A 12,787-nucleotide genomic window follows, 5' to 3' on the forward strand; every position below is an offset into this window, starting at 1 on the left:
CAGGGGTTCAGGGGTCGGGCGATTCTAGCAAGCGTGCCCCATCTGCCCGGTCACGTTTCCCCACATCTGCCAACGGCCTTGGCGACGGATTCATGCGCTGTGTCACAGAGCGCGCATGCAACGGTGGGTGGCCGTCCGCGCGGCCGCCCACCTGCGACCTCACAAGGTCAATTGGCCCTTGTCCACGATGACCTTGCCATCCAATGTCACCGTACTGCCGGGCAGGAAGAAGTTCATGCCGTACGTGATGGCGTTGTCGCCACCAGCCCACAGATTGTTGCCCAGGCCCAGGGTCACCGTGCCGGCCGGCACCCAGTTGCCCACCTGGCTGCCGGAGGGCAGTTTGACGTTCGGATTGATGCCCATGTCGAAGAACGAGACTTCGTTCTTGCGGGCATCGCCCACTGCATCGAACTCGGCTTTCAGTGCCGCGAAGCCGGGCCCTGTCCCGGTGAGTGCGGTGATCTTGCCGCCGGCGACGGTCACGGCGAGGTCATCGATGGCCTGCCCGCGGAAGTAGTCGCGGCTGGCGACGATGCGGCCTTCGCCGGTGCCCGCGACGGGCGTGGTGTAGACCTCGCCGGCGGGCAGGAAGACCTGCAGTGCAGGTCCGCCGCTGCGGATGTCCTCTGGCGAGATGACGCCATCGCTGACCAGCACCGGGCGTCCCTGGATCCGCATCCGGTAGTCGGTGCCGTTGGGGTGGCTGATGTGCAGTTCGTTGCCGGCGGCCAGCGCGCCTTTCACCGCCTGTCCACGCGTCTGCAGCGCGGCGTGATCCACGTTGACGCCCTCCCAGAACGTCCTGGCGAGTTCGGTTTCGGACATGCCCAGCCGTTGCGCGCGCCATGGCGTGGGATACAGACCGTTGCCGATCTCCACCTGGCGCACGTTCTCCTTCATGAACGCCTGGCCGATGGCTTCCCCGGCCTTGCCGCGTGCCGCCACGCGCTGCGGGTCGGCGCCCTCGAACAGGTTTTCCGAGGTGCCGTTGCTCAACGAGATGACCACGTCGAAGACCTTGGACAGCGCCAGATCCAGCGCCGGTGCCTGGCTGTCGAACTGCGCCGGTACATCGAAGAACATCCGCTTGGCGAGCCGGTCGCTGGTGTACTCGATCATCGGGAAAGCCCCCGCGCGGCGTACGTGCAGCGCGATGTCTTCCAGCAGTTCGGCATCGTGGGTCCTGCCGACGATGATGACGGCATCGCCTTCCTTCACCGCTGCGCTGGCGACCAGGCGCTGGGCAAGTTGTTCCAGGTCGACCGGCGGGGCGGCGGGTTCGGCGGGGATGTCGGTGGCGGGTTCGGCTGTGGCCTGCGTGTCCGCAGGAGGCGGTGTTTCCTGTTTCTGGCACGCGGCCAGCACGACGCAGGCGATCGCGGCGCCCAGTATCGACACGGTGAGACGGGTCATGGCAGTCCTCCTTCGATGGATGGAAGCACAGCCGTGCAACGCCCCCTCGATGCGTGGCCAGCACTGGGGGGGACGCCCGGAGCACCGTCGAACGGCCGACCGTCGGGCGGACCGTAACCGCGGATGCGCAAAAGGAAAGGCCCGGACATCGCCGGGCCTTTCCTGCATTGCGCGATTATGCGGGGCTTACCAGATCACGACATGCTGGTTGCCGCTGCGCACCATCGCATCACCTGCCTTGCACGAGAATGCCGCCGCGAATGCGGGCAGGTTCGACGGCGCACCGATCGCGCGGAACTGCGCCGGGGCGTGTTCGTCGGTGGCGATGCGGTTCTTGAGTTCCTCCGGGGTGAAGTTGCGGCGCCACACGGTGGCCCAGTTGAGGAAGAAGCGCTGGTCGCGCGTCAGGCCGTCGGTCTTCGGATCCGGCGTATCGCCGGCCGCCGCCTTCATCGCGTCGTAAGCCGTGGCCAGGCCACCGAGATCGGCGATGTTCTCGCCCAGCGTGTGCTTGCCGTTGATCTTCTGGCCGTCGCTGGTGCGATAGTCATTGAACTGCGCGATCAGCTTGTCGGTGCGGGACGAGAAGCCCTTGGCGTCGGCCGGGGTCCACCAGTTCTCGAACTTGCCGCTCGGTCCGAAGCGGCTGCCCTGGTCGTCGTAGCCGTGGGTCATCTCGTGGCCGATCACTGCGCCGATGCCGCCGTAGTTCATTTCATCCGGCGCATTGGGGTCGAAGAACGGCGGCTGCAGGATGGCGGCCGGGAACACGATCTCGTTCTGCAGCGGGTTGTAGTACGCGTTGACCATCTGCGGCGGCATGCCCCATTCGGTACGGTCCACCGGCTTGCCGATCTTGCCCAGGTTCCACTTGTAGTTGAACGCCATCGCCGAGATCACGTTGCCGATGTAGCTGTCGCGGCCGGTCGACAGGCCGGTCCAGTCGCGCCACTTGTCCGGATAGCCGATCTTGGTGGTGAAGGCGGCCTGCTTCTCCATCGCCTTGGCCTTGGTCTCGTCGCTCATCCATTCCAGGTTCTGGATGCGGGCCTTCAGCGCGGTCCCCAGGTTGGCGACCAGCGTTTCCATCTTCGCCTTCGACTCCGGCGAGAAGGCCACCTTCACGTACATCTGGCCCAGCGCTTCGCCGCTCTGGTTCTCGATGGTGCCCAGCACGCGCTTCCAGCGAGGCTCGATCTCCTTCTGGCCGCGCAGCGTCTTGGCGTAGAAGTTGAAGTTCTCGTTGGCGAAGGCGTCGCTCAGGTAGGGAGACGCGCCATCGATGGTGTGGAAGCGCAGGTAGGCGCGCCACGCAGCCGGATCGGTGTCGCCCAGCATCGTGCTGACTTCCTGGTGGAAGGCGGGCACGGCCAGCGAGAACTTCTCCTGCGGTGCCACGCCCTGCGACTCGAAGAATTTCGTCCACGAGAAGTTCGGCGTCAGCGTGTCCGCATCGGCCAGCGTCACCGGGTTGTAGTACAGCGACACGTCGCGCGACATTTCCTCGTTCGACTTGGATACCTTCGCCAGGCGCGTCTCGAACGCCATGATGTCGGCGGCCTGCTTCTGCGCATCGGCCGCGGTCACGCCGGACAGCTCCAGCACCTTGGCGATGTGTTTCACGTATTCGTCGCGGATGGTCTTCTTGTCGGCGTCGAAGTAGAAATTCTTGTCCGGCAGGCCCAGGCCGCCCTGGAACGCGTAGGCGATATTGGTATCGGGCTTGTTGAAGTCGGCTTCGGCACCGAAGCCGAACAGGAAGGCCTGGCCCTTGGCGGCGGATTCGTTGAGGTACGCCACGATGGCGTCCTTGTCCTGCAGGCCGTCGATGGCCGTCAGCATGGGCTTGATCGGCTCGATGCCCTGGGCGTTGACCTTGGCCTCATCCATGCCGGTGGCCCACAGGTCACCGACGATCTTCTCCACGCCGGTCGCGCCCGGGTGCGCGGCGGCCTGTTCGGCCAGTTGCTTCTGGATGGCGGTGGAGCGCTCGGCCAGCATCTCGAACGCACCCCAGCTGGTGCGGTCGCTGGGAATCGCATTGGCGGCCAGCCAGGTGCCGTTCGCGTAGCCGGCGAAGTCGGTGCAGGCGTTCTTGGTGGGATCCAGGTCGCCGATCATGAAACGGTTCACGCCGGGCAGGGTGCTCTCGTCCAGCTTCAGCTCCAGCGCAGCCGGCGCCTGGGCGGTGGTATCGGCGGCGGGCGCGGCGTCTTCCTTCTTGGCGCAGGCGGCCAGCACGGTGGCCACGGCGAGCGACAGCATCAGGATCTGGGGTTTGCGGGCAATCACGTTCTACTCCGGCCCCGGGCAGGGCAATGGAAAAAAGGAACCCCCTGGGTGGGGGCGTGCCGCGACTCTACGCCTGTCCCGGGGAGGGCAGGTGTGTCGAAGGTCATGCCTCCCCGCCCCGCAGGGCACATACTGGGCGCACGTTCGAGGAGGGCATTTGCATGCAGGTTCATTTCCACGGCGCAGCCGGCGAGGTCACCGGCTCCATGCACCTGGTCGAGGCGGCAGGCAAGCGCATCCTGCTGGACTGCGGCCTGATCCAGGGGAGCCGCGAAGCCGAAGCACGCAATGCCGAGCCGTTCCCGTTCGATCCGACCACGCTCGACGCGGTGGTGCTGAGCCACGCCCATATCGACCACGTCGGCCGGCTGCCGCTGCTGGTCAAGCGCGGGTTCCGGGGCCCCATCCATACCCAGGGCGCCAGCGCGGAACTGCTGCCGATCATGTTGCTGGACACGGCATCGCTGTCCGAATCCGAGGCCGAGCGCGCCAATCGCGACCGCCGCCGTGGCGAGCCGGAAGCACAGCCCCTGTTTTCCGCGCAGGACGTGCACGCGACCCTGCGCCAGGTGCAGCCGCTGCCCTACGACGAACGCACGACCATCCTGCCGGGCGTGGACATCACCCTGCGCGATGCGGGCCACATCCTGGGCTCGGCCATCGTCGAGCTGTGGGCCGAAGGGCGCAAGCTGGTGTTTTCCGGCGACCTGGGGCCGAAGGGCACGCCGATCCTGCGCGACCCCGCCGTGGTCACGCATGCCGACCTGCTGGTGATGGAATCGACCTACGGCGACCGCAACCACCGCGACCGCCCGGAGACGATCCGCGAACTCGGCGAGATCTTCGACCATGCGTGGCGCGACCGCGGCAACGTGCTGATACCCGCTTTCGCGGTCGGGCGCACGCAGGAACTGCTGTACTGGTTCGCCCGGCACTGGGAGACGTGGAAGCTGTCGCGCTGGCGCATCTTCCTGGACAGCCCGATGGCGGCCAAGGTGGTGAATGTCTACGCACGCCACCACGGACTGTTCGACGAGGACGCGCGACGGGTGTGGTCGCAGTCACCCAATCCGTTCCGCCTGCCCAACCTGCACGTGTCGGAAACCACGCAGCAGTCGATGGCCATCAACCAGATCGAGAATGGCGCCATCATCATCGCCGGTTCCGGCATGGCCAATGGCGGGCGCATCCAGCATCACCTGCGCTACAACCTGGGGCGCCGCAACGCCCACATCGTGTTCGTCGGCTACCAGGCACAGGGCACGCTGGGCCGACGGCTGGTGGATGGCGCAGCGTGGGTCCGCATCCACGGCCGCGACTATCGCGTGAACGCCCAGCGCCACACGGTCGGTGGCCTGTCCGCGCATACCGATCAGCGCGGCCTGCTGGCGTGGTACGACAACTTCCAGCCATCGCCACCGCTGGTGCTGGTGCATGGCGAAGACAAGGCGCGCGAAGCGCTCGCGGGCGAGATCGGGGAGCGCCACGGCGCGCCGGTGGAACTCGCAAGGCCGGGAATGGTGCTGGACGTCTGAGGAAAGCGGGCGGCGGCCCGTGCGGGTGCGGATACCCGGCATCACACCCGCGTGGCGGACGTTCCGACCGGTTCGGGCTCGCCCGTATGGCTGACGCTGCGGTTGCGGCCGGCCTGTTTGGCCCGGTAGAGCGCGGCGTCGGCGCGGTCGAACACGTCTTCCGGCCCGGCGTCGTCGCCACTCATGTGGGTGTGGATGCCGATGCTGGCGGTGAATGGCGGTGATGTGCCCGCGCTGGTGCCGTGGGGCTTCCGGCCCTGGTTGGCCAGGTCCACGTGGATGGTGGTGGCAATGGTGGCCGCGGCCTGCGCCGAGGTTTCCGGCAGCAGCAGCGCGAACTCATCGCCACCCAGGCGTGCGACCAGGTCGCGCGGTCGCCGCGCGCGGCTGCGCAGGATCCGGGCCAGTGCCTTCAATGCGGCATCGCCCGCTGCGTGTCCCTGGGTGTCGTTCAATTGTTTGAAGTGGTCGATGTCCATCACCAGCAGCGACAGTGGCTGGCCACTGCGACGCGCGACGCGCAACTCCTGGTCCAATGCGTGATCGAAACGGGTGCGGTTGGCGAGCCCCGTCAACGCATCAGACTGCGCCTGCTTGTGGGTCCTGCGCAGCAGCCGGTAGATCCACAACGATGCGCCCAGGGCGAGCACCAGCAATGCCGGCACGGGAGAAAACCAGACGTGTCCGTAGCGCAGCAGCAGGACCGAAATCACCACGGTGCCCGCCATGGTCAGTACCGTGGGCAGCCAGACGCGACGCAGCCCCGGCAGCAGGGACAGCAACAACGGCAGTGCGGCCAGCGCCGCGGACAGGCCTGCCTGCCAGCCTTCTCCCAGCGGGGTGATGGCGGCGTCCTTGATCAGCATGTTCAAAAGGTTGGCCTGATAGTCCGCGCCACTCATGCTGGCGGTTGCCGGCTGGCCGGGCGCACGGGCGATCGGCCCCATGCCGGTTGCGCTGACGCCCACGATGACCCAGTTGCCGCGCAGGAGCGAGGCGGGGATACGCTGGTTGAGGACGTCCGTATACGAAACGTGCCGGAAAGCGTTGGGTGGCGAAGCGAACGGCACGCGCACTTCGTGGTCGCGCACCCACTCGTACGGCGATGCAGGCGCCAGGTCGGTGGTCACCAGCCTGCGTCCCGGCAGCTCCGCATTGGCACCGGTTGACGGTTCCAGCTGGAGCAACGCCAGCGCGAGTGCGGGCCAGTGGGGTGAGCCCAGGCCGGCACGCAGGTAGACGCTGCGCGCCACGCCATCTTCATCCAGCACCATCTCGGCGTGGCCCAGAGAAGCGGCCGAGGCGGCGAACTCGGGGATCGGCATCAGCTCGACGGTGGCGCCGTTGAGCTGGACGGGCTCGGCGAACACCGGCAGTACCACGCGGCCACTGCGACTGATCGCACGCGCAAGCAGCGCATCGCCTTCGGGGTCGAAGAGGGCCGGCTCGGACAGCAGGATGTTGAACGCGATGCCCTTCGCATCGGCCAGCCTCAGCCGGTCGACCAGTTGGGCATGCGTGCGGCGCGACCAGGGCCAGCGGCCCAGTTCGGCCAGGCTCTTCTGATCGATGTCGACCACCACGACGCGGGGGTCGGCGTCCGGAGCAGCGCCGAGCACCAGCGTGTCGTAGACCGCAGCGTCCGGCGCCAGGGTCAGGCCGGACAGGGTGACCAGGATCGCCAGCGCAGCCGCGCCCACCGCCGTCAGCAGGCGGGGTTTCCATTTGGGCGCGGGCGCGGCGGTGCTCACAGGGCGAGCAGTATGAGCAATGCCCCTGCTCCAACGCCAATGCGGCACAACCGGCAGGGCACGTCGATCACCTGCGGCGCCGGGAACGGGCCCTCGAACCCGTCGACATCGATCGTCTGGGCGCGCAGGTACCACGTGCCACTGCGCAGGCGCGGCAGGGTGATTTCGGGCTGGTCGACCAGCATGTCCACCTGCGGCCCGCTGAAATCCGGGGTGCGCGACATCTGGAAGCGGTAGCGCTGGCCGGGCTGGCCGGCAGGCCAGCGGAAGGTCACTTCGCGCGTGTTGCCGGCTTCGGCTTCGGCGCCATCGATGGCGGTCACTTCGACCAGGGGGCGCACCGTGAAGGCGAGGCTGTCACCGAAGGGCCCGGTTTTCCCCTGGCTGTCCACGCTGCGGATGCGCCAGGCGTATTCGCCCGGCGGGAGGGCGTCGGGAAGGCGGGTGGAGGTGGCGTCGTTCACCCGGGCCCGTGCGACCGGCTGTGCGTATCCGGCGGTGCCGGCCACTTCGTAGTCATAGGCGATCGCGCCGGGGGCGCCGGTCCAGGCCAGGGAGACCTCCGGCGTGCGCACGATGCTTGCGGCAGCCGGGGCGACGGAGTACGGCGGCACGGGCTGGTCGTCGATCCGGAACTGGATGACGGCATCGTGGCCTTCCAGGCCGACGGCATCGATCGGCCGTACGCGGACGAAGTAGCGACCGGCACCGAGCGCGGGCAAGGTGAAGGCCGGGGCATCGCTTTCCGCATCCACACGCAGGCTGTCGAAAGCGGCGCGCTCGCTGACCTGCACGCGGTAGCGTTGCGCGCCCGGCACCGCGGGCCAGCTCAACTCAGGGCGTGCGCTTTGCGACAGCGATGGGGTCCGCGACAGGTCCGGCGCCGGCAGCAGTTTCACCGGCGTCACGGCGGCCTGGCCCATGGCCACGACGGTGCCGAAGCCCGGACGGAGCAGTGCGCCGCGCTGGTTGCGTGCACTCACCGCAACGCGGCCTTCGAGGACTTCGGTATGCGTGCGACCGTCACCCGCCTCGACACGGAACTGGGTACCCCTCACCGCGGAGGATGCACTGGGCGTGTCGACGATGAAGTTCGCTGCGGGTCCGCGCAGGCGGCGGACTTCGTTGCCGATGCGTCCGCGCTGCAGCCGCAGGCGCGTGTCGGCCATGCCGGAGCGGCCGAAACGCGTGAGGCGGTCCAGCAGCAGTTCACTGCCGCCCAGCAACAACAGGCGCGAACCGTCGGCGAACTGCAGGCTGAGCGATGCGTCCGGCGAGGTCTTCAGCAAGGCGCCACTGCCCAGCGACATGCCGGCGGTGACGGGAGCATCGGTTCCGGCCGCAGTGGTCCGGGTGACCGCGCTGCCCTGCACGGCCACGACCTTGGCACGTGCGGGTTGGCTGTCCAGCCATTGCAGCGGAATGCGGAGGGTGGAGCCCGGCGGGAGGGCATACGGATTGGCGATGCCGTTGTGGTCCTGCAGCCGTTGCCAGGGAATGCTGGGTTTGAGGTATGCACCCGTCACATCCCAGAGCGTGTCGCCGGGACGTACGCGGTAGGCCCATTCCTGTGCCTGGGCCGGCCACGAAACCAGTAACAGGATCGCCAGTCCGCAACCCAGCCATCCTTTCCCTTGGATCGCCCACTTGTGCATCGTCCACTCCCGCGTAAGCGTCTGCGAAATGTTGAATCGGTCACAATTATAGAGGGGTGCGGTTGATTGATTGGCCGGATTTCGCCGGTTTTCACGTCACATTAGCTTCGTTCGCCAAACCGATCCGCTTGCCTGTGGATCAGGGCTGGGCGCCCCACAGGCCCGCAATGCGACGTGCCAGGCGATACGGTTCCGGCGTGTCGCGATTGGTCAGCACGACCACGGTCAAGCGCTGCGTGGGGAAGCGGACCAGCACGTTGCGGAAGCCGATGCTCTCGCCGGAGTGCCATTGCATCCCACCCTGCAGGCGCCAGCCGAATCCATAGTGCGCCACATCGGGCTCACCGGTAACGGTCGCGGGCCGGAATGCCTGCGCGCGTGAGGCGGCATTGAGCAGGCGGTCGTCGTACAACGCGGCGTCCCAGCGCGCGAGGTCGGTGATGGACGAATAGATGCCGCCATCGCCCAGCACCGCACTGGTCGTGCTCTGGTCGGTGCGCTGCCATGTGCCATTCACCGGGCTGTAGCCGTATGCGCGGTGCGCGACACGGGGGCCAGCGTCTTCGCGGGCGACGGTTCCATCCATGCCCAGTGGCGCGAAGATGCGCGCATGCAGGAATGCAGCGAACGGCTGCCGCGAGGCGCGTTCCACCACCAGCGCCAGCAAGGCGTAGCCGCTGTTGCTGTAGCGATAGTCGCCGCCTGGCGTGAAATAGAGGCGTTCTTCGCGTTCGAGCAGTCGCAGCACATCTGCGTCATGCACCTGGGTGACCTGATCGCCGGGCACCAGGTCTTCGTAGTCGATCACGCCGGAGGTATGGCTGAGCAGGTGGCGGAGCGTCACCGAATCGGTCACCGCGGGCAACGACGGCAGCCAGCGGCGCACGGGGTCATCCAGGGTCAGCGCGCCGTCTTCCGCCAGCAGCAGGATGCACGCGGCCGTGAACTGCTTGCTGATGGACGCCAGCCGGAAGTTGGTCTGCGGCGTCGTGGCGACACCGGCCTCGAGATCGGCCAGTCCGTAGCTGCGCTGGAACACCGCTTCGCCTTCATGTAGGACGAGTACCGATGCGCCGGGCACCGCGCCGGTGTAGTCGTGCATCCATGCGTCGATCGCGGCATCGCGCGTCGAGGTGCCAGCCTCGCCTGCGGTCATCAGCAGTACTCCGAGTATCCAGATGGCCTTCATCGCCGCCCCACCCCTCGATGAAACGGTGCAAGCCTAGCGCATGTGACCGGCGTCAGTCCGTGGCGGCTTCCAGGCGCAGCTGTCGTTCGCGTTCAATCCCCAGATAGCGGCGGATGCCATGCCGCATCAGGTACAGCAGCGGGATCAGCGCGATCGCCGCCAGCATCTTGTAGGCGTAATTCACCGTGCTGACGGCGAGGAACAGCGAGGTCGGCCACTTCTGCGGCCCCAATACGAACGCGATGTAGATCACCACGAAGCTGTCCACCAGCTGCGAGATCGCCGTCGAGCCGGTCGCGCGCAGCCACACCCAGCGCTCGCCGGTGGCGTTGCGGATGCGGTGGAACACGGATACGTCGATCAGCTGGCCCACCAGGAAGGCGACCACCGAGCCGGCGATGGTCCACATGCCCTGGCCGAAGATGGCCGCAAAGGCCTTCTGATAGTCGGGCACGCCCTGCGCCTGCGCCGCTTCCACCCACCAGCCGGCCGGTGCCAGTGCGATCGCCGCGAAGGCGAACAGGAAGCCGTACACGATCAATGCGACGGCCAGCCATGAGATGAAGCGCACGCCGCGCTTGCCGAAGAATTCGTTGATGGTGTCGGTCAGGATGAACACGAACGGCCACAGCAAGGTGCCGGCGGTGAAGCTGAGCGAGCCGGTCTGGCCGAACAGGTTCCACTCCAGCGGCGCGATGCCCAGCGTGTCTTCCAGCGCGAAGATCTTGACGCCGATGAACTCGGCCAGCACCGCGTTGGCGCAGAACACCGCCGCCAGCACGATGAAGAGGCGGACCGCACGATCATCCAGGGTGCGCGGTACGTGCATGGTTCAGCGGTCCCCGGCGCGGGTGAACGGCATGGTCTCCGGCGCGACGGCACCGCCGGAAATGATGAAGCTCATCGCCTGGTCCACGGTCCAGTCGGTCGGCGTGAGCAGTTCGACCGGCACGATCTCCAGATAGCCGGAGGTCGGATTCGGCGTGGTGGGCACGTAGACGGCGGCCAGCTCGCGGCCACTGCCTTCCTCGCGGATCACGCGCGTCACCAGGCCGACCGATTTCATGTCCCGGTGCGGGAAATCGATCAGCACCACGCGCTGCGTGCTGCCCGGCTTGGTCTCCAGCATGTCCAGCAACTTGCGCGCGCTGGTGTAGATGACGTTCGCCAGCGGCACGCGCGCGATCAGGGCCTCGAACCAGCGCAGCAGGCGCTGCCCGACCACGCGGCGCGTCAATGCGCCCACGGCGAGGATCACGAACAGCGTGGCGATCATCGCAATCGTGTTCTGCACCCACAGGCCGTTGAACCAGCCCAGCGACTGCGGGAAGGTCGCCGCGATCTGGTGCGACATCGGCTCGACCCACGGCTTGCTGATGTCCGACAGCATCACGAACACGAATTTGACGACCACCCACGTCAGCCAGATCGGCAACAGGGTCAGCAGGCCGGTGATGAAAAGCTTCTGCACCGAAACGCGGTGCGCGGGATGGTCGGGGGGCATGGCGCTATTGTAGGCCGGCGCGCAGGCCCTGCCGTAGCGCCATCGCCGGGATGCTGTGCAGCGGCGCGTGGATCAGCCGCCGGTCTGCCGCGCCTCGGGCTTCAGCCGCACGTAGATCTGCTTGCGTACGCGGGCGACGACTTCGTTCTGGGCGTTGAAGACGTCCGCCGGCATCCAGCGCAGGTATTTCTGGCCGTTGGCGGCCTCGGCGCGGATCTCGTCCAGCACGAACGCATCCAGCCGGAACTCGGCATGCAGCGTGCCCTTGCCGGGTTTGACGAATTCGATCTCCGCCGCTTTGTCCCAGACGTAGTAATCGCTGCCCAGCCGCTCCTTGGCCAGGATCATCCAGAACGGATCGGTCATGGCGAACAGGCTGCCGCCGAAGTGCGTGCCCACATAGTTGCGGTTCCATGGACGCATGCGCAGTTCGACGCGGGCAAAACTCCAGTCGCGTGCCATTTCGGTGACGTGGATGCCGCTGAGCAGGAAGGGCGGCCACACATTGAAGATGTGCCGCAGGGAGCCGGGTTTCATGCAGGACTGTTTTCTACTGAAGTGACGAGGAAGGATTCGCGGCTCAGAACAGCAGCGAGGACATCTTCCTGCGGTATTGACCGACGAGCGCCTCGTCCTCGATCACGCGGAAGGCGTCGATCAGGCTCTTGCGGGGCAGGCCATCTTCAAAGGTACGGTCACGCTTGAGCATCTCGAGGAACTGCTCCAGCGCGGCCTCGGAGTCGCCGCCGACCAGTGCGTGCACGCCGAGCAGGTGGCGCGCGCGCAGGTCGTCCGCATTCGCGGCGATGGCGGCAAGCAGTGTTTCCGGCGGCGGCGCATCCTTGAGCGCGGCGGCAAAACCAAGCCGTGCACGCGCCTTGACCGCACGATCGTCGGTGGCGAGGTTGGCGGGCAGCGCATCGAGCAGGCGCTCGGCCTCGGGGGCTTCGCCGGTCTTCAGCAGGGCGAGCACGAGATCCAGCTTCAGCTCATCCTTGTCCGGTTCTGCGGCAACGGCCTCGCGCAGGGCGGCGACCTGCGCCTGCGGATCGAGCGGCGCGGCTTCGGCGACCTCAGCGGCGGATTCCGCCGGCTGGATGCCATGCGAGGCCAGGAACTCGCGCAACTGGCCTTCCGGCAGCGCACCGGGGAAGCCGTCCACCAGCTGTCCATCCTTGACCAGGAACACGGTGGGCACCGAACGGATCTGGAAGGCCGCTGCGATCTGCTGCTCCTTGTCCACATCCACCTTGGCCAGCAGGAAGGCGCCGTTGTACTCGCCGGCCAGCTTCTCGAGGATCGGTCCCAGCGTCTTGCAGGGCCCGCACCAGGTCGCCCAGAAGTCGACCAGCACAGGCACTTCCAGCGACTTGCGCAGGACATCGGCCTCGAAGGTTTCGGTGGTGGCATCGAATACGTGGGGCAGGTCGGTCATCGGCTCGCTC

The 12,787-nt window shown here is 67.1% G+C and carries 10 protein-coding genes; 1 reads left to right on the forward strand and 9 read right to left on the reverse strand.

The features are described 5' to 3' along the window. Positions 1 to 159: 159 nt before the first annotated feature. Both OY559_RS05350 and OY559_RS05355 read right to left on the reverse strand, forming a co-directional pair. Positions 160 to 1,416 carry an aminopeptidase gene (locus tag OY559_RS05350; protein ID WP_277729035.1) on the reverse strand — a complete coding sequence of 419 codons (1,257 nt, stop codon included), beginning with the start codon at positions 1,414 to 1,416 and terminating at the stop codon, positions 160 to 162. A gap of 186 nt (positions 1,417 to 1,602) precedes the next feature. Further along, positions 1,603 to 3,684 (reverse strand): M13 family metallopeptidase, encoded by a 2,082-nt coding sequence (locus OY559_RS05355; RefSeq protein ID WP_277729931.1) that lies wholly within the window; start codon positions 3,682 to 3,684, stop codon positions 1,603 to 1,605. A gap of 185 nt (positions 3,685 to 3,869) precedes the next feature. On the opposite strand from OY559_RS05355, the gene OY559_RS05360 reads away from it, so the two are divergent. Further along, positions 3,870 to 5,243, forward strand: coding sequence for an MBL fold metallo-hydrolase (locus tag OY559_RS05360; RefSeq protein WP_277729036.1), 1,374 nt, complete (start codon positions 3,870 to 3,872; stop codon positions 5,241 to 5,243). 41 nt (positions 5,244 to 5,284) lie between these two features. On the opposite strand, the gene OY559_RS05365 is transcribed toward OY559_RS05360, so the two are convergent. The 7 genes from OY559_RS05365 to trxA form a co-directional block, all read right to left on the reverse strand. Beyond that, positions 5,285 to 6,994, reverse strand: a complete 1,710-nt coding sequence (locus tag OY559_RS05365) for a CHASE2 domain-containing protein (protein ID WP_277729037.1) — start codon at positions 6,992 to 6,994, stop codon at positions 5,285 to 5,287. Further along, positions 6,991 to 8,649 (reverse strand): FecR domain-containing protein, encoded by a 1,659-nt coding sequence (locus OY559_RS05370; protein ID WP_277729038.1) that lies wholly within the window; start codon positions 8,647 to 8,649, stop codon positions 6,991 to 6,993. Before OY559_RS05370 ends, OY559_RS05365 begins: the two co-directional genes overlap by 4 nt. A gap of 139 nt (positions 8,650 to 8,788) precedes the next feature. Then, a complete protein-coding gene (locus tag OY559_RS05375) occupies positions 8,789 to 9,805 on the reverse strand; it encodes a serine hydrolase domain-containing protein (protein ID WP_277729039.1) in 1,017 nt (338 codons plus the stop codon). A gap of 85 nt (positions 9,806 to 9,890) precedes the next feature. Then, positions 9,891 to 10,667 (reverse strand): queuosine precursor transporter, encoded by a 777-nt coding sequence (locus tag OY559_RS05380; RefSeq protein ID WP_277729040.1) that lies wholly within the window; start codon positions 10,665 to 10,667, stop codon positions 9,891 to 9,893. A gap of 3 nt (positions 10,668 to 10,670) precedes the next feature. Then, on the reverse strand, positions 10,671 to 11,342 hold the full coding sequence (locus OY559_RS05385; protein ID WP_277729041.1) for a DUF502 domain-containing protein: 672 nt from the start codon (positions 11,340 to 11,342) through the stop codon (positions 10,671 to 10,673). Between the two features lie 72 nt (positions 11,343 to 11,414). After that, on the reverse strand, positions 11,415 to 11,879 hold the full coding sequence (locus OY559_RS05390) for a DUF4442 domain-containing protein (RefSeq protein WP_277729042.1): 465 nt from the start codon (positions 11,877 to 11,879) through the stop codon (positions 11,415 to 11,417). Between the two features lie 43 nt (positions 11,880 to 11,922). Next, complete coding sequence (gene trxA, locus OY559_RS05395; protein WP_277729043.1) at positions 11,923 to 12,777, reverse strand: thioredoxin; 855 nt, start codon at positions 12,775 to 12,777, stop codon at positions 11,923 to 11,925. Positions 12,778 to 12,787 lie beyond the last annotated feature (10 nt).

This window comes from Pseudoxanthomonas sp. SE1 (assembly GCF_029542205.1).
Taxonomy (GTDB): Bacteria; Pseudomonadota; Gammaproteobacteria; order Xanthomonadales; family Xanthomonadaceae; genus Pseudoxanthomonas_A.

Bases quoted from the DNA above. Each gene is read 5' to 3' on its own strand.
- OY559_RS05350 (WP_277729035.1), bottom strand. From the start codon at position 1,416: ATGACCCGTCTCACCGTGTCGATACTGGGCGCCGCGATCGCCTGCGTC.
- OY559_RS05360 (WP_277729036.1), top strand. From the start codon at position 3,870: ATGCAGGTTCATTTCCACGGCGCAGCCGGCGAGGTCACCGGCTCCATG.
- OY559_RS05370 (WP_277729038.1), bottom strand. From the start codon at position 8,649: ATGCACAAGTGGGCGATCCAAGGGAAAGGATGGCTGGGTTGCGGACTG.
- OY559_RS05375 (WP_277729039.1), bottom strand. From the start codon at position 9,805: ATGACCGCAGGCGAGGCTGGCACCTCGACGCGCGATGCCGCGATCGAC.
- OY559_RS05380 (WP_277729040.1), bottom strand. From the start codon at position 10,667: ATGCACGTACCGCGCACCCTGGATGATCGTGCGGTCCGCCTCTTCATC.
- OY559_RS05385 (WP_277729041.1), bottom strand. From the start codon at position 11,342: ATGCCCCCCGACCATCCCGCGCACCGCGTTTCGGTGCAGAAGCTTTTC.
- OY559_RS05390 (WP_277729042.1), bottom strand. From the start codon at position 11,879: ATGAAACCCGGCTCCCTGCGGCACATCTTCAATGTGTGGCCGCCCTTC.
- trxA (WP_277729043.1), bottom strand. From the start codon at position 12,777: ATGACCGACCTGCCCCACGTATTCGATGCCACCACCGAAACCTTCGAG.